The following is a 26,683-nucleotide window of genomic DNA, read 5'->3' as shown; positions in this document are numbered from 1 at the left end:
TTACCACAAATGGATGCTCTTTTTTCATTCACTTGATAGGTGAAAAGCAATATTCAGCTAAAATACAGTAACTATGTGGCTTTCAGCCACTTTCACGGCTGATCCGTGAATAATCTAGGTTAATTTCATCAAATCAATTTCATAGCTTCATTTTTCTTTGTTGCAATAGTACATAACCCTCAAATAACGCAAGATCTTCTTTTGTTGTAATTTTAATATTTGTCTGATCTCCATACGCCTGATACAATCTATCTCCAAGAGCATACATCAAAGAAGTTGTATACGGTTCGACCTTTTCAATTAAGCCTTTCTCTTTTGCCCTCTTATACACATTCAGAAGATAATCAAATCTGAACCCATAAGGACATGCGATCTGAATATATTTATCCCTATCAACCCAGGTCTTGCTAGTAGCATTTTCGTCATTACTTCCTAACAACTGATAACATGGCGTAGCTGTAATAGCTGATCCTTTATCCTTCATCACACGGATCACATCATTGACAATTTTATCCGATGTAAATGGTGCTGCTCCATATTGTATCATAACATAATCATCAGGCTTGATTTTGTCCTTTAAATTATTGATACCGCCCATTACAGAATCTTGAAAAGTATCTCCGCCATCTGCAATCCACTTTACTTTGCTCAGACCATATTGTTCGATCATTCCCGTAAGATACTCTTTCCATTTCTTATGGCAAACAACCTCTATAGCGTCTATCTGAGGATTGTTCTGAAAAATTTCAATTGTGTATGCCAAAACTGGTTTTCCAAGTACTTCAACAAACTGCTTCGGACGCCCTGCACCCACACGAGAACCAACTCCACCCGCAAGAATTATTACTGTGACCATTATTCCTTTTCTCCATAACTTTTCAATGCGAAGTCAATAAATCTCACCAAATTTCTGTAAGATGACAAGAAGAAAAAACCGTCATCCTCGCCAACGCTACCTTTATAAAGCCCCCAACAGAAAAAATAAAACGCTGAAATAGGGATAAATGCAATATAATACCGATGTTCATCTTCCGTTAACGTTCTACCAACAAAAGCCTTTAGGTATCTCTCTATCTGCTCATCCGACCAATCATAACGACATAAAATACTTCCAATATCATTCGCCGCATAGTTTAAACCAGTGTATTCCCAATCAATCAGGTATATTTCTCCTTTTTCATCATAAAGATAGTTTAGTTCATATGTATCATTGTGGCAGAGAACTAAACCATACCCTAATCTTTTAGCATCGGCCTTTACCAATGAATATAGCCTTTCTACTTTTTCAACAAGATCAGCAAACTCTTTTCGCAGATTTCCTTTTGTTGCAGATGCAATATCCATCAATTTTTTACCTTCTGCAACATTATCAAAGATTTTTACGCTTTCATCTGGTTCGACCTCATGCAAACGATGCAAATACTTCATTGCAACTGTCAGCTGTTCATTTGATTTTTCAAAGTTACAGTTTTGGGCATTCTGAACATAATGTGAAATCTTCCATCCTGCTATTTCCATATGTATCACGGATTTATCAATACCTATCTTTTTTGCTGCCAACTGTGCAAAAAGTTCTGATTGACGATCAATCAAATTTCCTGCTGTTCCACCCGGATGACGATAGACATACTTTTCTCCATTGCACTCAAATGCAAACGAAACATTGGTAAGTCCTGCATTAATCACAGATATATCACTAATTGAATTAGGATTGCATTTTAAAGTCTCGCAGATATTTGTAACTATTTCCGAATCAACATTCAAAAGAAACTCCGAATCAAACATTCGTAGATCGTCGATGCTATCAAATTCCAAAATTGCATTTGGCGAAAACTCTTTTTTATAAAATGTGAGCTGACGCATATGTTTTGCATAAAATTCTTCCCAAAACATTGAAGCGACACCAAAGTCATTTATTTCAGATTCCATAAGTTTCCGAAATATTTGGCTAAACCCCTCATTCATATATGCGTGTCCAACCATGGCTAGTGAGTCTTTTCCACCTATAGTTAAATCGGTGATCGCATCTGCATCTGAACACATAACTCCAAATTCCCGGAATTTCCCAGTCTGATATGATACTGCACGGTATGAACGGTTGTCCGAATTTTCCTCTATAAACGGGTTGGTGACAAAGTAATGATCAGCACAACAAATAAATGAATTTGAAAGGTATTGTCTAACCACATAAAGCGAATAGAGATTTCCTTTCTTGCCAAACTCATTATTTACAACTAAATGAACACCATACTTCTGCTCCAAATAGAAAAATTTTTCCTTCATATAGCCAATAACTATATAAATGTTTTCTATTCCTGATTCTTTTAGTTGCTCTATCTGCCGTTCTATGAGAATTTCGCCCTTTACCCGAAACAAGCCTTTAGGTTTTTCATATGTAAACGGAGCAAAACGATCAGATTTTCCTGCTGCTAGTATAATCGCATTTTTCATTTTACCTTCTCCCTGTCAACGCTTTTACTTTGAACATTGAAGTTAAAACTAGATACAGGAGCATGGGGGAATCTCTTTTCCTTCGGTGGTAATGTCATATAATCATTATAGACATATTTCAAAAAAGCATCATAGTTCTTTGTTCCGTATAATTTGTGTCCCTCAAAATCATACTCCGCTCTATCCAAAAACCAACTCTTTGGCATCCCATATCGTATTTTTGCTGGATGTGCATTTTTCATATAGAGTTTCCCAAATGTAGGAAACAACAAGGTTCTCACTCTGTTTGGTGTACTATTATTGCTTCTGCTCGCCATCTTTTCAACTCTTCCATATACCCACTTGACCGGAATCACCGAGAGAAGGCTATAAATTGCTTTTTTCATGCCTGTCTCATTAACTTTTCCTACACGAGAATACAATATTTTCCTTAAAAAGAAGCACCATAAATCTTGTAGTTCCATTCCGAGCACACTTTTGGGGCAATCATCAAGAACAAAAATGTCTACAAAGACGCCGGTTTTTCCTTTCATGTGTTCCTGTCCTGCTCGGACAAATGAAGTTCCAGTCCTACGCAATTTTCCATATTGCCAAAGATATTCTGGATCATTATAGTGATCTTGAAAGTAGCAAACAGAAGCATCCATTTCATCCGCAACTGCCCTGAATTTCTCATACTCTTCCCGAAGCATTGCAATATCTGAATCGTCATCCCATGGAATATAACCTTTGTGCCTAACAGCACCTAGTAATGTTCCGCAAGTAATGCAATATTTAATACCATGCTTTCTACAAACACGATCGAACTCAATTAGTAAATCTAATTCTAACAACTGCATTGTTCTAAATTCTTGTGGTGTAAGTTTCTTAGCAGCATCCATCATGTTCTCTCCTCTGCCATGTTATCCCCGCTCAAAAAAATAAAATATCCGCTTCACAAATTAATCTCTTTTCAAAGAGGTGGTTATTAATTGATATTCATTTAATGTTTTCAGATACTCCATGAACTTTTCCTTATTTTCAATAGCTGTTGTTGTTGGTCTACCCAGATTTTGTCTTGATCCAATAGCACACTTCACCTCTATTAAACTCAACTTTTTTCGTTTTCTTGCTTTCTTAAGTTCTCTTTCCAAATCATCAAATGTATCAACACAAACTGCATGTGGATAACCACAGGCTTTCGCAACTTTTGTAAAATTAACAGAAGCCGCTGTTGGCATGCCTCCAACTGTTTCATGCGCTTCATTGTTAATGATTACATGGATCATATTTGCGGGGGCAGTAGAACCTATTATCGCCATAGCTCCCATATGCATAAGAGCTGAACCATCACCATCAATACACCATATCTTTGTATCTGGCTCATTTAGTGCTATACCCAGGGCAATAGAAGACGTATGCCCCATTGATCCTACTGTCAGAAAATCATACTGGTGCCCCTGTTCATTTGCTGTCCTTATTTCAAAAAGTTCTCTGGATGCCTTCCCGGTAGTTGAAATAATTGGATCTTTTTTAGAATTTTTTACAATAAGCCGAATAACATCTTCTCGCAGCATTTTGTTATGATTTTTGTATGAAATCTTTGTATCCGTAGAAATAGCTCCTTTACTGACTACAAAAGCTACATCTTTTCCAACTGCCAATTTTTTCCTAAAGCATTCCATCTGCTGCTCTACTTCTTTATCCGTTGTTTCTTTGCGGATTACAAAAGCTTCTATCCCCATATCTTCGAGAAGTTTTAAAGTAATCTCTCCCTGATAAATATGTTGAGGTTCATCATGTATTCCCGGTTCACCTCTCCAGCCTATAATAAATATCATGGGTATCGCATAGACCTTATCATTTAACAACGATGCAACAGGATTAATAATATTTCCTTCTCCTGAATTCTGCATGTATACTACAGGTATCTTACCTGTGGCCAGATAGTAACCAGCTGCTAAAGCTGTACAATTTCCTTCATTTGCCGCTATTATATGATGGTTCTCATTGATTCCATATGTTGCCATCAGGTAATCACAAAGTGCTTTTAATTGTGAATCCGGCACGCCTGTATAAAAATCTGATCCTATAATCTGTACTAGCTTTTCTGCTTTCATAAGCTCTTTGCACTCCTTACTCTCTTTCCACACTTGTTATAGTGTATCGATTAATGTAATAATATCCTTAATCGGAAGTAGTCGGTCATCCACTTCTTTCGCTCTATGATATTTCAATATTTCTCTTGCTGTATCCTGCATGGCAGGAAATGCACTGCGAGTCAACTGATTCGCATAAATCACAAGGTTCACCCCATGAACTGCCAGTTCCTCTTCCGTAATCGTATTGAAAGAAGAGGGAACCACTACTAAAGGTGTTTCCGTATTTACCATCCTGAACTTATCACAAAATTCCAGTATCTCCGCTGGATCTTTTTTTCTGCTATGAATCATAATTCCATCTGCACCTGCTTTAACAAAAGCAGTTGCACGCTTTAAAGCATCTTCCATTCCGCGTTCCAGAATAAGACTTTCAATTCTTGCAATGATCATGAAATCATCTGTAAGCTGGGCATTTTTTCCTGCGCGTATCTTCTGGCTGAAATGTTCTATACTATCCTGGGTCTGTGCCACATCTGTCCCAAACAGCGAATTTTTCTTAAGCCCCGTTTTATCTTCAATGATCACAGCTGAAACTCCCATTTTCTCAAGAGACCTCACTGTATATACAAAATGTTCAGTCAGCCCACCTGTATCTCCATCAAAAATGATAGGTTTTGTTGTTACCTCTGTAACATCATCAATTGTTCTAAACCGGCTTGTCATATCAACAAGTTCAATATCAGGTTTCCCTTTAGCTGTGGAATCGCAAAGAGAAGATATCCACATGGCATCAAATTGATCCAATCTGCCATCATGCTCAACCACCGTTTTCTCTGCAATAAGGCCTGTAATTCCATTATGAACTTCCAGTGCCTTTACAATCGGTCTAATGCCAAGTAACTGCTTTAATCGCTTCCGTCTGTACTCTGGCATAGCAAGTCTCGCCCTCATTTTCCTATTGAGTTCTTTAATCTGTGGATCATATGTATATGGAATATCAATGATCTTACCACCGTAAGCTTCCACTGCTTTTTTTGCATTTTCGCGGATTGCTTTCATAGGTCCTTTACACCAATTATCTCCATGTATAACATAATCCGGCTTTATTTTCCTAATGACCGTATCATACATAATTGAATCCTGTTCTATTACTTCTGACACACCAGTAATTTCTTGCACCATTTTTTTTCTTTCATAAAAAGAAATTGTGGGAAAACGGTCAAACTGTACTAATGCCTTATCTGTCATAACACCAACCACTACGTCTCCATATTTTTGTGCCTCATGGATGATATTTAAATGCCCTGCATGGATCACATCTGTTGTAAAGCATGTATATACAATGCTCATATTTGAATCTCCTCTAATTTGTTCGTTTTATTTGTTTTTTTCTATGATTTCCCTGATAATAAACTCTGCCGTATTATCTATTTCATCAAAAGAAACCTGTTTTGTAAGATTCACGTCAAAAACTTTTTTTACTTTTTGTAATAATTCATTTGTATAAACAAGAACACCATCCTGGACATTCTCTATTCCGTCTAAATAAATAGATTCTTTGTTTTTTTTCCTCATTTCTTCCAAAGAAAAAACAGTTTCATCTATATACGCTCGTGGAGATTCACCACTTCCATCAATAATAACTGGGTATCCACCTATCTCACCAAATACCCCAGGACAATGAAGTTTTGTCTTTTTTCCAGTTCTTACCGCCCCAAGGATTGCCTGAATAATTTCAAAATTACTGGAAGCATTCATCATATTTCTTTTAGCATCAACTGGCATAGGGATATTGCAATTGGATATGATTTTATCAATCCCCAAAGGTAGTGGACTGTCATGGTATCTCATGTCGATCAGCATTGGAACTCCCTCTGTATGACCTTCTTTACTAATACATACATCATGAAAATGGGCAACCGCAAATGTAATATCTATATTCCAAAAGTCTCTAATCGAGAGAATATTGCCTGCCGCAAGCTTAAATCGGTATACCAGATGATTGATGTTACCACTTCCAAAGTCCGGATATGCCTTACCTGCCGATTTCAACCATGGTATCACCACATCTGAATAAGATGTATTAATAACAATCGCATCTGAACCAGTTCTTTCATAAGCCTCCATGATATTTTTTGTATATCGTATAGATAAAGGAGACCAGATTCCATAAGCCCGCACTGTTTTCCACGAAATGCTTCCATATTTCAACCCTGAGTAAGCACGGCTGCTATTGACAATGATATCCGGTACAAAACACTCTATAGCATGCTCAATCGTTTTTATATCGTTTAAATCAACAGTAGCATTTATTTTTACCTGACATTTGTTTTGTCCTCTGATCAACGACGCAACCTTAACGATATTTACATCCGAGTTCATTTTTTCTTCATTTCTTCCAACCACGCAGATTTCCATATTCTCATCCGCCATAGAAACCAGATAATCCAGCAAATAATTTCCTACACTTCCCAGGCCAATGATCATAATTCTGACTTTCCTGTTTTTCAATTCATTTTTCAATTTTTCCAGCTTTTCATTGATTGTTTTCATCTTTTAATACTCCTGAATTTGGTTGAAGTCATCTAATGTATTGCAGTTAACCCAATTTCCCAAGGTAATCAGTTCATACTTGTCTCTCCCAATAGTACGAAAATATTTTTCAACAAAAATCAGATTAGTTCCTTTCCATTCTTCTTTATCTATTTTGCTAAATACTTTTTTTGCTATTTCTTTATCTGAAAATTTCCAGACCTGTCCAGAATTATAAATCGCAAAAAAGGGCTCTTTTATGAGTAATTCATTGTGTCCTGTATCATATATGTATCGGATTTCACCAGCAATATCAAAATACAGCGCAACTGATTTGTCTGCCAGGATTGGATTTCTATTAACAGTAACCACACTTTTATCGGCACTACACACCCTTTGGTAATCGTCTTCATTAAAATATAAATCTCCTTCTGCAAAAACGATCTCATCTGCCCCTGTTTCAAAGGCTTTTTGCAGTCCTAAATAAAGACTATATCCTGAACCATAGGTTGAATAATATGGATTTTCAATCAAAAGAATCCTATCTGAAAACTTTTTAAATGATGCCCTGATTGTTTCGCATAACTCTTTATATCTGTATCCACCCACTATAATAAAATAGTCAAATTCTCTGCTGCGTTCTAACAAAATATACAACAAGCTGTCTTTTAATGACTTATTATGATATAAACACTTAATGACCGGCTTACCTACTGACCGGCTGAATCGTGTAGACATGCCCGCCACCGTTATGATTAAAACTTTCATTTGTTTAATTCCTTTACACACTCCTCAATACCTTGTTCAAGTGTTACTTTCGGCATCCATCCGGTTCTTTCTCGGATTTTATCTGTATTTAACAGTCTCCTTTCCGGATCTGACTTTCTAAATCCTTTAAATACAATCTGTGGATCTTTCTTCCCCATTTTATCCCCACACATTTTTACCAGATTTACAATGGATATTTCCTCATCCGTTGCCACATTATAAATAGAACCATCCAAAGCCTCCGGTGAATCAATCAATGCAATCACAGCTCTGCAAGAATCTTCATTGTAAAGAAATGTTCTCATATTTTTCTTACTATTTTCTAAAAGTTGCACCTTTCCTGTATCCTTTAACTGGTGAAGAATATAAGGGATAATATGTTTTGGATACAATTCGTTTTTGCTGTAAACATTAGCAAAGCGAATCGAACAGCCTTTAATCTTACCTTCATCCACAGCATCTTTTATAAAAAATTCTGTCATGAGTTTTCCAGTAGCATAGCTCGTTCTCTGGCTGTGTTCTGCATCAGACATAGTAATAAAATCCGACTCTTTCACTCCATCCGGTGTCCATGACTGCATAGAATATACTTCAGACGTTGAACAATTTATATAAATATCTGCACCATTCTCTATCGCCTGGTCAAGAAACATCTTCATTCCCAGTACATTGGTTGTAAACGTGCGATTTACATGATAAAAATGTTCCGTATGTACCACTGCAGCACAGTTTATGTATACAAGTAAACCATATTGACCCTTTTCTTTTTGTATTTCTTGTTTCAGGCTGTCCATCTGGGCATTATCATTAATATCGTATTGATAAAACGTAAAAAGTGAATTATTGACTATGTCTTCTACTGTATGAAGAGAAGACGCAAAAAAATTATCAAAACCTATCACCTTATGTCCCATTCTGACAAGCTGTCTTGCCAATTCATTTCCTGTCATTCCAGTTACTCCACTGATCACATACAAGTTTTTCATTATCATCATACTCCTGTTAATAACCTCTTTTTATAAAAAGAATCTATTTTATCAGAAAATGCTTTCTGCTCTCTTTCTATATCATAATCAACTGCACACATCTTAAATTCATCTGTTTCTGTATCCCATAGTACAAATTGTGCTCTGGGATTATGATTCCTTGGCTGTCCGACAGACCCTGGATTAATAAACGTTGTACGTTTCTTATTTCTGTATTCTATATTATCTACATAATAATATTCACTAAATATATGCGGTAAATGGGAATGTCCAGAAAAAACATAGTCGTATTTTTTATATTCGCTTAAATCCTGCCCAGGTCTGATAGCTGTCCACATATGATCTTTAAGGCTTCCATGAACTGCTAAGCATTTTTTTCCTTCTATAACTACCTCTGTTAATGCTGTTGAATCCATTATGGTATTCAAATAATGCCAACTTTCTGCATTCAGCAATTTTCGCGTATTCTCTGCACATCTTTTCCCTCTTTCAGAAGAAAACATGTCATATTTTTGTTCTATGACTGCTTCCTCATGATTTCCACGTATATTACAGATTATTTCCCATGGAAGATCCATTAAGCAGGTAATCACCTCATTTGAGTGAGGACCATAATCAATAATATCTCCAAGAATGAGCACTTTTTTTATCTGTTCTTTTTCCAGATATTTTACAACTTCACGAAAAGCTTCCATATTACCATGTATATCTGATAAAACTGCTATTTTCATTAATTTAAACATGCCGTCGCGACATGTCCTCCTTGTATCGCTCCTGCCTTCGGCACAAACAATGCATGAATCTTTGTTGACAGGTTACTTTTTATTTCAGTTCGTTTTAAAATCCAATTGGCGATATCAGAATAGTATGACTATTTCCCGTTTCCGTATTGGCTGTGTTCTCACAGATTCATTTATTATTTTGCATTTTTTCTTTTACATTTTTGCTTTTTACATTAAAGTCAAAACTTGATACAGGAGCATGTGGCTGCCGTTTTTCTACTGGAATAGGTAATACAGTATTTAATATCATATTTTCTACATACCCGGTCCAATTCCTCCAGCATATCCAGCTCTAACAGCTGCATCGTCCTGAATTCTTTCGGTGATAATTTTCTTGGCTCTGCCATTTTTCAGTTTCCTTTCCAACTTTAATCAAGCCCACAACAGAAAATAAAATCTGCTGTGGGCTCATACACACTATCTATTCTTTTTTAACCACAGCCTTAGTATTTGTCATTATCCTCATAAGAGATAGGGGATGACGGTTCTTTTTCTCCTGTTTCTCCTGTTGTCTTGCCTGACTGTGCTGTATGTGATACAGGATCCGCAGAACCATCCTTCAATGTGAATTTACCTACCAAATCCTTTAAGATCTGTGCCTGGCTGGAAAGTTCCTCACTGGCTGCAGCGCTTTCTTCTGCAGTTGCAGAATTGCTCTGTACAACGCTGGAGATCTGGCTGATGCCTTCATTTACCTGTTTTACTGAAACTGCCTGTGACTCGCTGGCAGAAGAGATCTCCTCAATGGTCTGTGCTACTCCCTGAACGCCTTCGGTCAGCTGCTGCAATGCCTTGGCTGTTTCATTTGCGATCTTAGTACCACGGTCAACTGCGTGAAGAGAACCTTCAATGAGAGCAGAAGTATTCTTTGAAGCTTCTGCTGATTTTCCTGCAAGATTACGAACCTCGTCTGCTACTACTGCAAATCCTTTTCCTGCTGCTCCTGCACGGGCTGCTTCTACGGCTGCGTTCAAAGCAAGAATATTAGTCTGGAATGCAATATCCTCAATCGTCTTGATGATCTTTCCAATCTCACTGGAGCTGTTGCTGATGTCCGTCATGGCAGAAAGCATCTCCTGCATACGCTGTCTGCTTTCTCCTGCCTGTTCTCTTACATTATCAGCCATGTCGCTGGCTGCCTTTGCATTTTCAGCATTTTTTTCAACATTATTGGAAATCTCATTAATGGTCGCTGCCAGTTCTTCCACGGAAGAAGCCTGCTCGGTAGCACCCTGGGATAATGCCTGTGCTCCGGAGGATACCTGATCGGAGCCTGCTGCCACCTGATCAGCTGACTGGGTAACACTCGAAAGCGTACTGCTTAAATTATCTCTCAGAAGAACCATAGAGTTATAGATCGCAACAAAGCTTCCTACATAATCCTTTGACATAGAAGAATAAACATTAAAGTTTCCGCGGCTCATCTCTGTAAGGATATTTGTCTCATCTGCCACTACCGCGTTCAGGAACGCTGCTACAGACCGCAAATCATCGGAAAGCTTTCCAAGCTCATCTTCTGCCTTGTACTCGATATCAATATCCATATTACCGCGTCTCATTTTTTCCATAGCTTCCTGCAACTGTTTTACCGGCTCTACTACGGAACGTATCAGGATCGTTGCCATAATAACGGTAAGGATCAGTGCAACGATAACAATTATGATCCCTACAATAAACAGGATGGTTCTGGTCTTCATGGAAGAATTGTAATCATTACCAACAAGGTCTGTCACCTGATCGCTAAACTGATCCAGAATTCCTTCCAGCTTGGACACTTCCGGATCAAACTCATTGATAAACGTGAGCCTTGCCTGCTCTTTCGCACGGTCAGAACCAGTGGACAGATACTCTAAGATCTTGTTTGTGACCTCAGAAGTTACCTGAAGCTGTGTATGAAACTGGTTTACCAGTGTCATATCTCCATTATAACGCTCCATGAACCAGCCTGCGTTCTCCGCAAGGCCGTCTCTATACGAATCAACGTTTGAAAGATATGTTTTTGTGGCGGTGGGGTCATCATCAATCATAGCCTGCGTCAGATTCTGGATTGTTGCCAGCATATAGATTTTTACCTTGTCTACACGTACGATCGCTTCGTGGTTATTTTTATAGAACTGGTTATACTGTGTGCTGATGTTGATCATTCCATAAAACAGCGCGCCAACTGTTACAAAAAAACAGATGACTACTGCTCCAAAAGCAATCGTGATTTTTTGCTTCATATTACGGTTCTTCATGTTCCTTCCCTCTCTTTGTTATTTCTTTCGTGGAATATTGTGGAATTTAATCCCTACTTTTATTATTCGGCAAGTAGCGAAAAATCATAAGGGATATTTGGTTTTTCATTTTTCTTTTCTATGGTTCTTTTTTCCTGCTTCTTCCAGTGTTTCTTTCCATCCTGCAGACTCTTTTTTATTATGAGCATCTATAAATGCACAAAAATCTTCAAACGATACTGGCTTCGAGATCAGATAACCCTGAAGGAAATCACAGCCCATATCCGAAAGTTCTTTCGCCTGGAGCTGGTTTTCTATCCCCTCAGCCGTGATCTGGATCCCATATTTGTGCAAAAAATATATGATCTCCGAAATAAGGTCTTTTGAAAAACTTGTTGTATCTATAGTCCATGTAACTGCCTTGTCTATTTTCAACACAGAAAACGGTATCTGCATAAGCCGCAGGAGATTTGACTCTTCTTTTCCAAAATCATCAATAGCTATGAGGCATCCTCTTTTTATCAAATTTTCTGCCAGCTTAATGACTTGCTGCATATTCTGTAATTGATTACTTTCTGTGATTTCAAAACATATAGCAGATATATCTGATGTACATTGATCTAGCATGGCAAAGATTTTCTTTTCTGATTCCACGCTGGAGCATGTGACCGGGGACAGATTTACATTTATTCTTTCAATGTTTCTTTTTTTCAGCTCTGGCAGCTGTTCTAACACTTTATTTAAAACCCACAGATCAAAACAGCTGACATAGCCCATTTCCTCTGCTTTGCGGATCACCTGTTCAATATTCTGATGGTGGCCATCATCATATCGTAAAAGTGCTTCTGCAACATTCAGTTTCTTTTCATTTAAATTGTAGATCGGCTGATAAAAAACCTCAAGATAGGGCAATGCACTTTCAAAATAACTTTGCATGATTTTTCTCTTTTCATCCATTTGCAAGCTTGCTTTTTACATAGTCCTTGATCATTTCTCCGCTGTGTCTATCATCTGGTACTGGCATCTGGATCCGGTCACAGAGAGAAAGCCATTTGTCCAGCGTGAGGACTTCATTTTCCTCCTCTACATAATACAGATCTGTGGGAAGGATATCCTTATAAATTGCTGCTGACGGAGAATTCCATTCCTGATATTCCTGCTCTGTAAAACGGATATCACAGTTTTTTTCTCCTTCTGTAACTTTCCTAAATCTGCTGCCTAATACGGTCTTTTCTTCTTTCCGTTCCTTTCTCCAAACCACTGTTCCATCCAGACAAAACTTTAAATAGGTTCCTGATCCCAGATCATCTGCGATCACTTCATTTTCGGATACTGCATATAGCTGTATTTCGTTGCTGTCAATATATAAAATCTCTTCTATTTTTCCCTCTTCTCTGGTTTCTTTCAGGATGCATCCTGTTCTGGCATCGAAAAATACCAGAGTATCACCACAAACTGTAACCGAAGTGATTTCCCTTTCCGGATCTGCAAAACTGCACCAGGATACTTTTCCTGTATCCGTGTTCAGGATCAGCCATCGTTTTTTATAAGTCTGCGGACATAAAATGTTTCTGCCTATAGAAACAGCCCCGCCAAATACCCCCGGAATACCACGTACTTTATTCTTATCCACCATTGTATAGGTTACATGTCCGGAAGTAAGATCTATGCAAAGGATGCTGTTGTACCATGCAGGCATACAATATAGTACATTACCTCTCTGAAAGCCTTTCAGGAATAACGGCTGTTCTATAAAATGCTCTGCATCACGGATCTGTACGGACTCAAACTGATCCTTATCTATATGGTAAATGGCCAGGTTTCTGGCAAAATATGGGACAAGATACAGTCTGTCTTCTACCCGTACAACAGAACGGAACAGATCTCCCTTAAATGCCAATTCTCCCGGAATCTTTCCTATGCAGGAAAGTCTGTCCATTTGTTTATCATAATGAAACAGCAGGTTTACTTTTCCGTGAACAAACCACACTTCTTTTTCATCTTCCCAAAAAGCTCCCGGCCAGCATGGTATCTTACATTCCTTTTCTCTTACCAGGGAATCCTGATATAAAACCGGTTTTCCTGTTTCCCAGAACAACTGGGCTACAGAGCTGTAATCTCCGTAATAGCAGTCACAGGAAGCAATGGCAAGATCAAGATCGTATCCGCTGTCCAGGATTCCCCAGCCTTCTTCTTCATAAGAAGCCAGAAGTTCTCTATATTTCCGTAAAAACTGGGGCCGCATCACCTCCAGTGTCTGTTCATACAGTGGATGAGGACGAAGCCATAAAGCGAGATCTTTTCTGTTTCTAAAATATTGAAGTACCTCTTCTATCTTCTGCATCATATCTGGCTGGGTCAGAAGTGCCTCTACAGACAGACTATAAAATACAGTCTTTTTCCTGGCTCCGTCAGGTCTGTAAAGACATTCCCTCCATTTTTCTGGAAGAGAACTGTCCTGTCTTTTCGTACTTCGGGCACGTTCAATCTTTGGTGATCCAAAGTTCTGTACCTTCTCTTCCCATTGCTCTGTTGGAACTCCTTTGAGTCCGGAACACAAAATATTGATAAACAGTTCTCTTTCCTGCTCTGTTGCTGTAACAAAGCAGTCTGCATTAATAGTTCCCGGCTCAATGACAAACCCGGTGCTTCTCGCCTGGCGTTTCGCAGATTCTACGTTTCCAGTACTTGGTGTGGTATAATAAGGCAGATATACAAGCTGATCTGCATATTTCTTCAATCTGCTGCTATAAAAATCAGGATGGACGCTGGTCAATCTATTGTTCTGGTCATAGGGATTGTGGATAAACACCGCATCCGGTTTCTTATCTTCCAGGCGGAATGTGCGGTAATCTGTGACAGGAACATCTTGTGGATACTGATCTCCCTCGTAGTGTTCTACTGTCAGATTCCCATCCTGGTCTTTATCAAAATAGGGGATCGGTACAACATAGGCATCGCAATCCGGATCTTTATCTGCCGCTTTCCAGACGGTTTCCATAGAATCCCACATAGACACTTTATATGGAAGAAAGACAAAACAGAGACGGTCTGTTTCCATATCATTCTCCATACGTTCATATAAAAGTTTCAATTCTTTCTTTATTTTTTTATACCGCCTTGCAATCTGTTTTTTACTGTGAAGATTCTGACTCATCTCATAAAGATCTTCACAATATACTTCCAGAAGGGGGACCAGATCTGCTTTTCCCACATTTTCCAGCTCTGTTCCCAACAAAAGGGCTGTTTCCTGAGATTGTGAAAGAGCATCGATCATCATTTCTTCTGTATTCTGGCCGAATCCCATGAACACTCTTTCATTTGCCCGCATTAAGAGGGCCGCTGTCTGCAAAAGCCTTCTTTTTTCTTTTCTTTTGATCGCCATTTTTACGGTTTCCTCCAAAAATGATCAGATATCCTATCTCTGATAATTTTATCGGCGTTTTCTTTTTTTTTATAACTGTTGTATCAACTTACTGTTTCTTTTTTGAAATCCCCTTATCCATTTTCAACCACCGCCGATAAAGTTAAAAGAAATACTATTCTGATTATTATGAAAAAAGGCGGTGTACAATATGAGCAGTGGTATGGACAGCAGTATTCTGGATACATACCTTTATGAAGAAAACAATCTTTTAGACCAGTTAGACGAAATGCTGGTTGCTGATGAGAAAAACGGTGATTTTTCCACCGATGACGTAAATGAGATCTTCCGTATCATGCATACGATCAAAGGCTCTTCTGCAATGATGGAATTTAATTCGATCTCCACGATCGCCCATCATATTGAAGATGTATTTTTTTATATCCGTGATAAAGGAATCGAAACTCTGGATCCTGAACATAAGAAAGAGCTTTTCAACCTGATGTTCCGTTCAGAGGATTATTTAAGAAGCGAAATCGAGAAAGTAGAACAGGGAGTACCTCTTTCTACTGATATTGATGCGTTCTCCAATGAGATCAATTCTTTTTTGAAGAAGATCAGCGGCGCTGCACCTGCACAGCCGGAAGCTTCACAGGCTGCACCTGCAGCTTCTGGTGCAGCAGCTTCTGGTGCTGCAGCTTCTGGTGCAGCAGCTTCTGGAGCTGCAGCTTCTGGTGCTGCAGCTCCTGGTGCTGCAGCTCCTGCTTCTCTCCCTGATGATAAGGATGCAGCCTGCTTTTTCCATGTTTTTCTGGAAGAAGGCGTGGGAATGGAGAATCTGCGGGCTTATATGATCGTAAATGCAGTAAGGGAATGTGAAGTGACTTTTCGTTTCTATCCCAGTGATATGGAAACAGATTCGGATACTTCACAGAAGATCGCAGAAAATGGCTTTTTCCTTGCTTTTGACTCCAGTGAAGACGCTTCTAAGGCTGAAGGGATTTTAAAAACCCAGAACCACATCCGATCTTATGAGCTTGTAAATGTCTCAAAAGCCGCTCCTCCTGCAAAAGCTGAGGAAAAAAAGGCATCTGTTTCCAAACCCACGGCACCAGCACCTGCATCCACAGATACAGCTGCCGGGAAAGCAGCTCCTATGCTTTCCCATGCCCCGGTCAAGCAGAATCTGATCAGCGTCAACCTGATGAAGCTGGACAGCCTGATGGATATTGTTGGTGAGATCGTGATCACTGAATCCATGGTCACATCTTCCCCTGAATTAAACCTGCTGCCAAGGGACAACAGGGATAATTTTATGAAATCTGCACGTCAGCTGCGTAAACTCACCAATGATCTGCAGGATATTGCCATGTCTTTACGCATGGTCCCGATTTCCGGCGTGTTCCAGAAAATGAACCGTATTGTGCGTGATATGAAGCAGAGCCTGGGAAAAGACGTCCGTCTGACCATTGTAGGTGAAGATACAGAGGTAGATAAGACGATCGTAGACAATATACAGGATCCTATCATGCATATCGTGCGTAACAGCATGGATCATGGGATTGAAGAAACAGCCCAGGAACGTATTGCTGCCGGTAAGGATCCCCAGGGCGAGATCGTACTTTCCGCTTCCCATACCAGCAGTGAGGTTGTTATCTCCGTTAAAGATGACGGATATGGCATGGATCCCCAGAAGATTCTTGAAAAAGCCCGGTCAAAGAACATGCTGACCAAGCCTGATTCTGAATACAGCCAGAAGGAGATCCTGGGGCTGATCATGCTTCCCGGATTTTCCACCAATACAGAGGTAACTGAATATTCCGGTCGTGGTGTTGGAATGGATGTTGTAAAGAAAAATGTAGAATCCTTAGGCGGTATCGTTTCTGTATCCAGTACCTACGGTGAAGGAACTACGATTTCCATGAAGATCCCGCTGACTCTGGCTATTGTAGATGGAATGAAAGTAACGGTAGGTGATTCTATTTTTACTATACCGATCGCCAATATCCGTCAGTCCTTTAAGGTAAAAGCAGATCAGGTGATCAAAGATGAATATGGCAATGAAATGGTAGAACGTGTTGACCATTTTTATCCTATCGTCCGCCTCCATTCCTTCTATCACCTTCCAACTGAGGTTACCCAGATGGAAGACGGTATCCTTTTATGGGTGGAAGCAAATGACCGTTCTTACTGCCTGTTTGTAGATGATCTGATCGGCGAGCAGCAGGTGGTAGTAAAGCCGCTTCCTGCTTTTCTCAGTGAATTTAACCTGAAAGACCACGGCATCACCGGCTGTACCATTATGGGTGATGGCAATATCAGCATCATTCTGGATATCCTCAGCTTATATTCCATAGCTGTAGAGAATGCGTAAACAGGAGGTTTTAAAATGGCTGAAGTAACAGAAACAAATATCCGGACAGACGTACCGGCTGAAAACCAGTCCGTTGAACGCTGTCTTACCTTTGAGTCGGGAGACATGACTCTGTTTTTAAGTATCAATAACGTAACGGAGATCATCAATGACTGTGCGATCACTCATCTTCCACTGGTACCTGATTATATTAAAGGAATCATCAATCTGCGTGGTCAGATCCTTCCGGTAGTAGATATACGGCTCTATATGGGCAAGCCTGCTTTGGAATATAACAGTAAGACCTGCTTTATCGTTTTAAATGTAGACGATCTTCCTGTATGCATCGTTGTGGATTCTGTGCAGCAGGTGATCGATATTGATCTTCAGGATGTACGTCCGATCCCTATCAAACGCAGACAGAAGCTGTTAGATGGTATGATCACACTTGAAAATGGGACTGTGCTTATGTCTTTTGACTGCAAGTCCCTGGTCAGCTCTTAATGTACTCCCGGAATCTTTTTGTACTTGATTTTGCGAGAAGATTTTTTGTCAGCCGCAAAGGCAGGTGCAGGAAAGACTCCGAGAGTACATCCGATTCCTAAGGAGGTCATACAATGCTTACATTAAGTGACGGGGATTTTAACCGTCTTTACACTTATATCCAACAGCACTATGGCATCAATCTGAGCCACAAAAAACAGCTGATCACCAGCCGTCTTACTAATATGCTGCAGCAGAAAGGGTTTCATAGTTTTACAGAATACATAGATGAGATCATCTCAGGTAAAGATCCTGAGATGGTTTCTGTTATGTTAAACAAGCTGACTACCAACTATACCTATTTTATGCGGGAAAAAGAACATTTTGACTTTCTCCAGAAGCAGATTCTTCCTGAGCTTGCAAACAAGCATTCCCGGGACCGTTCTATTGCGATCTGGAGTGCCGGCTGCTCCTCCGGTGAAGAACCTTATAACATTTCTATGTATCTGAAAGAATATTTTTCTGCCCTTCCCGGAAGCTGGGATACCCGTATCCTTGCTACGGACATTTCCCAGCGTGTTCTGGATTCTGCCATGGATCCCAGATATTCCCTTGAAAGCTTAAAAGAGCTTCCGCCTTCCTGGCAGGAACGCTATTTTGTTCCCATGGGAGATAAAACCTATACTGTTTCAGATGCTTTAAGGAAAAATGTGATCTTTCGTTCCTTTAACCTGATGGATCCCATCCATTTCCGCAAAAAGTTTGACCTGATCTTCTGCAGAAACGTGATGATCTATTTTGATCGTCCTACGAAGGCGGCACTGGTAAGGCGCTTTTATGATGCTACCGCTCCGGGAGGCTACTTATTTATCGGACATTCTGAAAGCCTGGATAAGGAAAGCTGCCCGTTTTCCTATATTGAACCGGCTATTTACCGAAAGATCTGATCCCGTAGGTTATCTCATACGTTGTTACACTTATCTTATTAAGGAGGCGTTATGATCATGGATCATAAATTAAAATTAATGGTGGTGGATGATTCACCCTTGTTCCGCACCTGGCTGATCCGTTCTCTCTCTGAGGATGACCGCTTCCAGGTTGTAGGATATGCAGTAAATGCCCTTGACGCCCAGGAAAAGATCCCGCTGCTGCAGCCGGATATGCTTACCCTGGATATTGAAATGCCGGGAATGTCCGGCATTGATTTTTTAAAGCAGCTGCTTCCCGTCCACCCTATCCCGGTGATCCTGGTATCTTCCCTGAACCTGAGGGTTTTTGATGCCCTGGAAGCCGGAGCTGTGGATTTTGTACGGAAACCGGATGAAGCCAATGGACTGTCTAAAGAGATCTTTCTTTCTATGCTCCGTTCCAAACTCATGGTAGCGGCTGCTTCCCACGTACACCTTCCTTCTGTTCCTGCAGACCCTCAGGCAGGTGGTATCCGCAAGGTTTCTTCTTTACCTCCTGCCAGAAATACTTTCCTGCAGAAACCAAAGATTCCTCTGGGTGCTTCCCCTGAAACCGTGATCGCTATCGGGGCATCTACCGGAGGTACAGAAGCCATTCTCGAGGTAGTAAAGAATTTTCCTGCAGATACTCCCGGAGTTGTGATCACCCAGCATATGCCTGCAGGTTTTACAGCCATGTATGCAGAGCGCTTAAACAGGATCTGCAAAATGGAAGTACGGGAGGCGAAAAACGGGGACCGGATCCGCAAAGGTCTTATGCTTTTAGCTCCCGGAGGTCTGCAGATGCGTGTGGTACCTCTTGGAAACTCCTATGCAGTCAGTGTACAGGAAGGAGAAAAGGTAAACGGACACAGACCTTCCGTGGATGTGCTTTTTGACTCAGTTGCATTACATGTGCGGGAACACGCCATCGGCGTTCTTCTCACAGGAATGGGAGCAGATGGAGCTGCCGGTCTTTTGCGCATGCGCAAAAACGGCGCCTATACCATCGGACAGGACAAGAACAGCTGTGTTGTATACGGCATGCCTATGGAGGCACATAAGATCGGCGCCGTATGCCAGCAGTGTCCTTTAAATACCATTGGTCAGACTGTCCTGGCCCGTGTATCCCTTCGTTAACGGATAAGAAATAAATGGATAAAAATGAAAGATAGAACTTTAAAGAATCAAAAAAAACAGATAAATAAAACCTTGAAACAGTTCCAACTTGCGAAAACGATGATCCAACTTTCCATTACCGGTACAGTTTCGGTGATCACTGCCAGCCTGAGCTTTTATTTTTGCCCAGGCTTTTCTTCCCAGGTCATAAAAGACGCACGATCCGGTATTTCCTTTGTACAGACTGCCAGTAGCCAGAAATTTCATGAACTGGAAGACTTTCTTAAAAAGCAGACCCAGCCAGAACCAAAAATCCAAAAACAAACAGAGCTTTCAGAGGATACTTCCAGGACACAGGGGATCCCAGATACATCTTCTGTGACTGCAAATACATCTCCTGTGATCCTTGGAAAAGCAGAAAACCTGCATATGGAGGCAAAGCCGGGATCAGATGGCAATTCTTATGATGCTGCCATCCTGGATACCAGTATGGGACCGATGTTCTACTATAATCAGGGAGATACCCGCTGGAGCAGTTATCTCTACGGCGGTTCAGATCCCATGCAGCAGTATGGATGTGGTCCTACTGCTGCAGCCATGCTCATCTCCAGCTTCACAAATGACGGAGAAGCCATTACCCCGGTAACGATCGCAGACTGGTCTGCTGCCAATGGCTATTATGCCCCCCAGAGCGGCTCCTATCACAGTCTGATCCCATCTGTCCTTACTGCCTATGGCTTTCAGGTAGAATCTGTAACAGACCATTCGCCCCAGAACGCGGCTTCCCTTCTTTCTTCCGGTCATATCCTGGTCGCCCTTATGGGTAAGGGAAGCCTGACGCAAAACGGTCACTTTGTCCTGATCACAAAACTCCTTCCTGACGGAAATGTTTCTATCGCAGATCCTAACAGCTTTGATAACAGCACCTGCGAATGGGAGCTTCCTCTTCTCATGGAAGAGTTGAAAAAAGTCTATGACAGCGGTGCCCCGCTCTGGGCCGTTTCCATGGCTGCATCAAACTCTTCCCTCTCCTGAGGAAGGAGGATTCCCCTGAACATCCGCTCCAGATCCTTTCTGCCCATCGCCATAGCCACCCGCAGAAGGATCACCTTGTCTTTTATATCAGAATAATCATAAATCTTCCCTAAAAACTGAACTACCTCTTCTGCGCTGACATTGCTCTCTGTAAAACAGTTGATCAGAGTCAGCAGCGCATTCATATCTTTGTGGTCAGTATTCAGTACGATCACACAATAGCGGACCGCTTTCTGGTAATCTCCCAGCCTTCTGCAGCCTTCTCCCAGACACTCATACATCTGGATCAGCATGGAAGTGGTAATGATCCCCCTGTTCACTGTTCCATAGGTTTCCAGCTTTGCTATAGCCAGTTCATACATCTGTACCGCTTTTTCATATTGCCCCTTTCTCCAGTACCAGTCCCCCATAACACAGTCAAAATCAGGCTCTTTCGGAAGCTTTTCCACCGCTTCTTTGTAAATAGCTTCCACCTCGGCTTCCGGTGCGTTCAGGCACTGGGAGACCCTTAACAGGTTTGTATAGGTATAAGAACTTCGCTGATCATATACCCCCAGTTTTTCCGGCATGGCTGCCACCGCCTTTTTGTATGCATCCCTTGCTTCTTCATTTTTTCCGTCTGAAGAATAGGTATCTCCCAGATATCCAAGATAATCACAGTTTTCAGGCTCCTGCTTCAGGATCTCCAGGATGATGTTCAGATTTCTTTCAAATTTGGACTTATCCTTCTTCTCCTGTTCCTGGTAACCGGTATGGAGGAAAGCCAGCTGCTTTGTAGCATCGGTCAGATGCAGTCCGGATTCTCCTTTTCTGACCAGGTGTTCATGTATTTTTCCTACATAGCGCAGCTCCGGCCGGTTTACAAAGAATCGGATCATGGTGCCGCCGCTTGTGATATGGTTATTTTCATCCAGATCTACGATCCCTGTAAGAAGGCCGTCTACATCGTCTCCCACATATTCCAATATCTCCGGAATCTTCGCTGCATCCTCCGGAGTAAAGCTTTCATCCGCGTCAAGAAAGGCGATCCAGTCTCCTTTTGCCTGGTCAATGGCAAAATTTTTGGCAGCAGCAAAATCATTGATCCATGGGAAGAAAAATATCTTTGCCCCCATTTCCCTGGCAATCTCCACAGTACGGTCACTGCTTCCTGTATCTACCACGATCTGTTCACACATGATATCCTTCCCCCAGGAAAGGGCACGGCGGATATTTTTTTCTTCATTTTTCACGATCATACACTGTGATATGGTTTTTTTCATCATCGGTTACCTTCTTTTTAAGTTCTAAAGGACATATGGTAACTGTTCAGTAGGTCTGCGCACTTGCTGCGCTGACCGTAAGAAAACATAGGCTGGAAGGCAAAAATCCCATCAGCGAAGCTGATCTGGAATGGATTTTTGCACGTAACTATGAAGGTACTGAATAGTTACGACATATTTAAAAAAAGAGGATCTGCGCAAAGCAGATCCCCTAAAAGATGCAGAATCAATTTCAAGATTACTGCAGCATACTTAATACACCCTGAGGCATAGCGTTGGACTGGGAAAGCATAGACTGAGCAGCCTGTAAAAGAATGTTGTTCTTTGTATAAGCTGTGATCTCATCTGCCATATCTGTATCACGGATACGGCTTTCCGCTGATGTAATATTTTCAGAAGTAACCTTCAGGTTGTTTACCGTATGCTCCAGACGGTTCTGGGCAGCACCAAGGGTTGCACGGTAAGTAGATACTGTCTCAATTGCAGCATCTACAGATGCCATTGCTTTGAATGCATTAGTTGTGGTATCTACCAGAATACCGTCAACCTTTAATTCTTTAGCTGTCATAGTCTGCTGTGCAACAGTCATTGCGTTGGCTGTAGCTGCAGAAGCACCGATGAAGAAAGTCAGGTTCGTATTCTTAGCCTTAGGATTTAAAGGTTTCTCACCGTTGAACTCTGTAGTAGTAGCGATACGGGTAATTTCTTTATTCAGTGCATCAATCTCAGCCTTGATGTTGGTTCTTGCAGTTTTGGTATAAGTACCATTTGCTGCCTGGGTAGTCAGAGTCTTCATACGCTGAAGCATGGAGTGAGTCTCTGTCATAGCACCTTCTGCTGTCTGGATCAGACCGATCGCATCGTTTGCGTTGTTTACAGCCTGGTTTAAACCATTGATCTGGGAACGCATTGTCTCGGAAATAGCCAGACCTGCTGCATCATCGCCTGCACGGTTGATCTTGTAACCGGAAGACAGCTTCTCTAAGTTTTTGCTCAGTGCACTCTGGTTGGTACTTAAGTTTCTGTAAGAATTGATCGCTGCAATATTATGCTGAATTACCATAATGAATTCCTCCTTTTATAAAAGAAAATATGGCAGTGGACTCCTTTCCTCTGTCTTCTATTGTCCCAAGGGCCCTTTCTGGAACAGCAGAATTTTCTTTTCATATATATATATCGTCTTATGTTAAAAAAACATAAGCCTGTTTTTCATTATTTCTTTCATTTTTATTTTAAAAGTTCAAGTATGGTCTGAGGGAGATTATTTGCATTTGTAAGCATCATATTAGAGGACTGTAGGACGATGTTACTGCTGGTATATTTCGTGATCTCCTCTGCCATATTGGTATCACGGATCTGACTTTCTGCCGCCTGCATGTTTTCACTTGTAACGCTTAAATTATTGTGGGTGTGATCCAGATGCATATAAGCAGCTCCAAAGGATGCCCTGACTTTAGAAACAGCCTCTATCGCGTTTTCAATGTATTCCACAGATTTTTGTCCCTTTTCTACAGTGGAAAAATTTGTCTGATCCAGCTGTAGTTCCTTGCTTCCTATATAATAGCGTTCTACATCCAGAACTTCTCCATCCTGAGTAGAACCGCCGATCTGGAGCGGGATCGTATCGTCCAGCTCTGGCGGCTGCCAGCCCGGTGTAATTGCATTGGCATCTGCCCTGGAAAACAGGGAGATTTCTCCAAATTTAGTGGTAGAACCAATCCTGTCAATCTCCTCAAGGATCTGGTCTCTTTCCATGTTCAAGGTTTCCCTGTTGGATTGATCGTAAGTTCCATTTGCAGATTTTAAAGCCAGAGTCTTCAGTCTCTGGAGCATGGAATGGACCTCTGTCAAAGCGCCATCTCCTACATTGGTAAGTCCGATGCCGTCATCAATGTTTCTCATCGCCTGGTTCAGGCTGTTGATCCTGCTGCGCATACCTTCCGAAATCGCCAGTCCAGCTGCATCATCTCCCGCCCGGACGATCCGAAAGCCGGAAGACAGCTTTTCAAGGGACTTTTTCAGCTTTCCTGTTTCGATCCCCTGATTTCTGGCAGCATTTATGGATGCTATGTTATTCTGCACCTGCATGATGTTTCACCTTCCTTTGTATCTTCTATGAGAATATCATCAAATAACCATTTGTTTTTATTATCGGCAAAATGCCTTATTTTATTGATACCAGGGTCAAAAGGCCGGAATTGCGGGAGTGCAAAGCACGCAGCAATCCGGTATCTGTCTGTCAGATCAGCGTACCCGTATCCTTACCCATATTCATCATCATCTGAAGACGGAGGATCTGCACCATATTAGACCAGTCTTCCCCGGAAAGGTTCTCTCCCTTTCCTGCTGCCAGAAGTGTACCAAGGCTGCCGGCGCCGGACAGATCTGTATTTCCTGCAAAGCTGCCTAAAAGACTGCCTGCTGTCAGACTGCTTCCTGTAAGGCCGCTTCCGATAAGGCTGCTCACTGCTGTACTGCCGGATGTTTTCCCATATGTTCCGGTACTCACCGTACGTCCTGCCAGGATCGTATTGTTTCCCGTATAATCCGCCATGATCTTTTTTACATAATTCTGGGTTTCTTTATATGGTGGGATGCCTCCGTATTTGGTCACACTGTTCGGACCTGCGTTATAAGCTGCCAGTGCAAGGCTTACGTCTCCTCCGAACCGGTCCAGATTTTGTTTTAAGTATTTTGCCCCTCCAAGGATATTTTGTCTGGCATTGTAAGGATCGCTTACTCCAAGAGAACGGGCTGTTCCCGGCATCAGCTGCATCACGCCCATAGCCCCTGCTTTGGATACAGCCTTTGGATTAAACCCTGACTCCGCCTTTGCCACCGCCCTGAGAAGTTTAGAAGGGATCTGATATAAAGCAGAAGCTTCTTCGAAAATAGAATCCATATCTTCTTTTATGGCATTCAGCCCATTTTTCAGTATCCCCTGAAATTCCTGGACCGGTGTTGTCTTCTGTGTCTGATCCGCTGCCTGTGCAGCTAACTTTCCCCCATCTCCTGTTATCGGTGCTAAACTCATATTCCTTACTCCTTTCGGCCTGCTCCGTCTGCTCCAAGGTACCAGCCATCCTGAGAACGGTTTACTGCCATAGATCCATCGTTATTTAAATAATACCAGATATTTTTATCATACAGCCAGCCGATCTTCATATCCCCATCCGGGTTTAAGTAATACCATTTTCCATTTCCTGTGTTCACCCATCCGGTCTTCATACTTCCATCAGGGTTTAAGTAATACCACTTTCCGTTTCCTGTGTTCAGCCAGCCGGTCTTCATATCCCCATCCGGGTTTAAGTAATACCATGTTCCGTTTCCTGTGTTCACCCATCCGGTCTTCATATATCCATTTCCGTCGAAATAATACCATTTTCCACCATACTGGAACCAGCCCCTGGTTCGGTTTCCTTCCGCATTAAAGTAGTACCATATACCTCCCACCAGCTTCCAGGTATTGACTGCCAGAGTCCCATCCGGCATAACAAAGTTGTCTCCCTTTAGAGAACCTGCTACGCCTGGACCAGTACCGCATGCTGCATGTTCTTTTTCTTTCTCCTCTTCCGCACTGTCATCTATATCCTGTTCCTGTGATGTAATAAATTCCCCTTCTTTTAAGTATTTTTTCTGTTCTGCCGTAACCGGGACCGCTTTTACCTGATAATAGTAGATCTTGTCCGGATCTGTCATGTACTCCTTTAAGCTGACAGAGTTACCTGTAACTGTCATCCGTTTCACCACTTTATCATTTCCATATAAAGTCAGGGTATAGCCCGGAGCATAGTCTACCTTCTTCCACACTGCCTTTTCTGAGTCATGTGAGCTCCAGCCTGCTAAAGCTGTGTCACCCAGAACAGTGACCGGCGTATAGTTCACTTTTACCTGCATGGTGGTATTATCCAGGGCTTTCGCCGATACAAAATCAGCCCCGGTCACACGGCATTTGGATCGTCCAAGGGACACAGGGAAATACTTTCCCTGTGCAGCATCCACAGTGATCTCCATCCGTACCTTTTTACCAGGTTTCCAGTTTTCATATTCTGTTTTGTAATAAATATCCCCAATGGATACCCCTGATCCGCTGATGGTGATCTGGGGCTGTGGTATTTCCTCCGGATCTCCAAAAGTGGTGTTAAATTTAATACTCATGGTCTCGATGATGCTGCTCTCTGCCCCATAAGCTGTATCCATATGAAAGATTCCCCCTGGCACAGACTGTAAGCTTCCTGTGCTAAGCAGCAGTCCTGTTCCGGCACAAAGGAGTATTTTTCTGATCATTTTCATTTCCATTCCTC

23 protein-coding genes are annotated in these 26,683 nt (G+C 41.4%); 5 read left to right on the top strand and 18 right to left on the bottom strand.

The features are described 5' to 3' along the window. Nucleotides 1–139 precede the first annotated feature (139 nt). The 13 genes from ABCW45_RS11805 to ABCW45_RS11745 form a co-directional block, all read right to left on the bottom strand. Nucleotides 140–856: an IspD/TarI family cytidylyltransferase gene (locus tag ABCW45_RS11805; protein ID WP_343220907.1), complete on the bottom strand. Its 717-nt coding sequence runs from the start codon at nt 854–856 to the stop codon at nt 140–142. After that, nucleotides 856–2,451: an NTP transferase domain-containing protein gene (locus ABCW45_RS11800; RefSeq protein WP_343220906.1), complete on the bottom strand. Its 1,596-nt coding sequence runs from the start codon at nt 2,449–2,451 to the stop codon at nt 856–858. Before ABCW45_RS11800 ends, ABCW45_RS11805 begins: the two co-directional genes overlap by 1 nt. Then, nucleotides 2,448–3,335, bottom strand: a complete 888-nt coding sequence (locus ABCW45_RS11795) for a LicD family protein (protein ID WP_343220905.1) — start codon at nt 3,333–3,335, stop codon at nt 2,448–2,450. Before ABCW45_RS11795 ends, ABCW45_RS11800 begins: the two co-directional genes overlap by 4 nt. A gap of 57 nt (nt 3,336–3,392) precedes the next feature. After that, nucleotides 3,393–4,550 carry a phosphonopyruvate decarboxylase gene (gene aepY, locus ABCW45_RS11790; RefSeq protein ID WP_343220904.1) on the bottom strand — a complete coding sequence of 386 codons (1,158 nt, stop codon included), beginning with the start codon at nt 4,548–4,550 and terminating at the stop codon, nt 3,393–3,395. 36 nt (nt 4,551–4,586) lie between these two features. Beyond that, entirely contained in the window at nt 4,587–5,882 is a 1,296-nt protein-coding gene (aepX, locus tag ABCW45_RS11785) for a phosphoenolpyruvate mutase (RefSeq protein ID WP_343220903.1), read from the bottom strand. Between the two features lie 27 nt (nt 5,883–5,909). Continuing rightward, the gene (locus tag ABCW45_RS11780; protein ID WP_117551762.1) at nt 5,910–7,085 is read right to left on the bottom strand and encodes a hypothetical protein; all 1,176 of its coding nucleotides are present in this window, start codon (nt 7,083–7,085) and stop codon (nt 5,910–5,912) included. A gap of 3 nt (nt 7,086–7,088) precedes the next feature. Then, on the bottom strand, nt 7,089–7,832 hold the full coding sequence (locus ABCW45_RS11775) for a DUF6564 domain-containing protein (RefSeq protein ID WP_117566834.1): 744 nt from the start codon (nt 7,830–7,832) through the stop codon (nt 7,089–7,091). Next, nucleotides 7,829–8,818, bottom strand: a complete 990-nt coding sequence (locus ABCW45_RS11770; protein ID WP_117503685.1) for an NAD-dependent epimerase/dehydratase family protein — start codon at nt 8,816–8,818, stop codon at nt 7,829–7,831. Before ABCW45_RS11770 ends, ABCW45_RS11775 begins: the two co-directional genes overlap by 4 nt. 5 nt (nt 8,819–8,823) lie before the next feature. Then, a complete protein-coding gene (locus tag ABCW45_RS11765; RefSeq protein ID WP_343220902.1) occupies nt 8,824–9,561 on the bottom strand; it encodes a metallophosphoesterase family protein in 738 nt (245 codons plus the stop codon). 218 nt (nt 9,562–9,779) lie between these two features. Next, on the bottom strand, nt 9,780–9,947 hold the full coding sequence (locus tag ABCW45_RS11760; protein ID WP_343220901.1) for a hypothetical protein: 168 nt from the start codon (nt 9,945–9,947) through the stop codon (nt 9,780–9,782). 96 nt (nt 9,948–10,043) lie between these two features. Continuing rightward, entirely contained in the window at nt 10,044–11,837 is a 1,794-nt protein-coding gene (locus ABCW45_RS11755; protein WP_343220900.1) for a HAMP domain-containing methyl-accepting chemotaxis protein, read from the bottom strand. Between the two features lie 105 nt (nt 11,838–11,942). After that, complete coding sequence (locus ABCW45_RS11750; RefSeq protein ID WP_117503679.1) at nt 11,943–12,773, bottom strand: EAL domain-containing protein; 831 nt, start codon at nt 12,771–12,773, stop codon at nt 11,943–11,945. Then, the gene (locus tag ABCW45_RS11745; protein WP_343220899.1) at nt 12,766–15,201 is read right to left on the bottom strand and encodes a hypothetical protein; all 2,436 of its coding nucleotides are present in this window, start codon (nt 15,199–15,201) and stop codon (nt 12,766–12,768) included. Before ABCW45_RS11745 ends, ABCW45_RS11750 begins: the two co-directional genes overlap by 8 nt. Before the next feature lie 190 nt (nt 15,202–15,391). Here ABCW45_RS11745 and ABCW45_RS11740 point away from each other — a divergent pair, with 190 nt between their 5' ends. The 5 genes from ABCW45_RS11740 (at nt 15,392) to ABCW45_RS11720 (ending at nt 21,117) form a co-directional block, all read left to right on the top strand. Further along, nucleotides 15,392–17,554: an ATP-binding protein gene (locus ABCW45_RS11740; protein WP_343220898.1), complete on the top strand. Its 2,163-nt coding sequence runs from the start codon at nt 15,392–15,394 to the stop codon at nt 17,552–17,554. A gap of 15 nt (nt 17,555–17,569) precedes the next feature. Next, nucleotides 17,570–18,037: a chemotaxis protein CheW gene (locus ABCW45_RS11735; protein ID WP_117505533.1), complete on the top strand. Its 468-nt coding sequence runs from the start codon at nt 17,570–17,572 to the stop codon at nt 18,035–18,037. Nucleotides 18,038–18,150: 113 nt separating this feature from the next. Further along, complete coding sequence (locus tag ABCW45_RS11730) at nt 18,151–18,963, top strand: CheR family methyltransferase (RefSeq protein WP_215704432.1); 813 nt, start codon at nt 18,151–18,153, stop codon at nt 18,961–18,963. 51 nt (nt 18,964–19,014) lie between these two features. After that, on the top strand, nt 19,015–20,103 hold the full coding sequence (locus tag ABCW45_RS11725; RefSeq protein ID WP_343220897.1) for a protein-glutamate methylesterase/protein-glutamine glutaminase: 1,089 nt from the start codon (nt 19,015–19,017) through the stop codon (nt 20,101–20,103). Nucleotides 20,104–20,127: 24 nt separating this feature from the next. Continuing rightward, complete coding sequence (locus ABCW45_RS11720; RefSeq protein WP_343220896.1) at nt 20,128–21,117, top strand: C39 family peptidase; 990 nt, start codon at nt 20,128–20,130, stop codon at nt 21,115–21,117. Here ABCW45_RS11720 and ABCW45_RS11715 read toward each other — a convergent pair. The 5 genes from ABCW45_RS11715 to ABCW45_RS11695 all read right to left on the bottom strand — a co-directional run bounded on the left by ABCW45_RS11715 (nt 21,054) and on the right by ABCW45_RS11695 (nt 26,579). Continuing rightward, nucleotides 21,054–22,382: a tetratricopeptide repeat-containing glycosyltransferase family 2 protein gene (locus ABCW45_RS11715; protein WP_343220895.1), complete on the bottom strand. Its 1,329-nt coding sequence runs from the start codon at nt 22,380–22,382 to the stop codon at nt 21,054–21,056. The genes ABCW45_RS11720 and ABCW45_RS11715 overlap by 64 nt on opposite strands. A gap of 235 nt (nt 22,383–22,617) precedes the next feature. Then, nucleotides 22,618–23,442, bottom strand: coding sequence for a flagellin N-terminal helical domain-containing protein (locus tag ABCW45_RS11710; protein ID WP_343220894.1), 825 nt, complete (start codon nt 23,440–23,442; stop codon nt 22,618–22,620). Nucleotides 23,443–23,606: 164 nt separating this feature from the next. Next, nucleotides 23,607–24,467: a flagellin gene (locus tag ABCW45_RS11705; RefSeq protein ID WP_343220893.1), complete on the bottom strand. Its 861-nt coding sequence runs from the start codon at nt 24,465–24,467 to the stop codon at nt 23,607–23,609. Between the two features lie 151 nt (nt 24,468–24,618). Further along, the gene (locus ABCW45_RS17940; RefSeq protein WP_015553170.1) at nt 24,619–25,413 is read right to left on the bottom strand and encodes a lytic transglycosylase domain-containing protein; all 795 of its coding nucleotides are present in this window, start codon (nt 25,411–25,413) and stop codon (nt 24,619–24,621) included. A 5-nt stretch (nt 25,414–25,418) separates the two neighbouring features. Further along, nucleotides 25,419–26,579, bottom strand: a complete 1,161-nt coding sequence (locus tag ABCW45_RS11695; protein ID WP_343220892.1) for an N-acetylmuramoyl-L-alanine amidase family protein — start codon at nt 26,577–26,579, stop codon at nt 25,419–25,421. Between the last annotated feature and the right edge of the window lie 104 nt (nt 26,580–26,683).

This window comes from Pilosibacter fragilis, from assembly GCF_032490495.1.
Classification (GTDB): domain Bacteria; phylum Bacillota; class Clostridia; order Lachnospirales; family Lachnospiraceae; genus Pilosibacter; species Pilosibacter fragilis.
The sequence above is the reverse complement of the archived record's forward strand: the minus strand, read 5'-3'. Positions and strand labels throughout refer to the sequence as shown.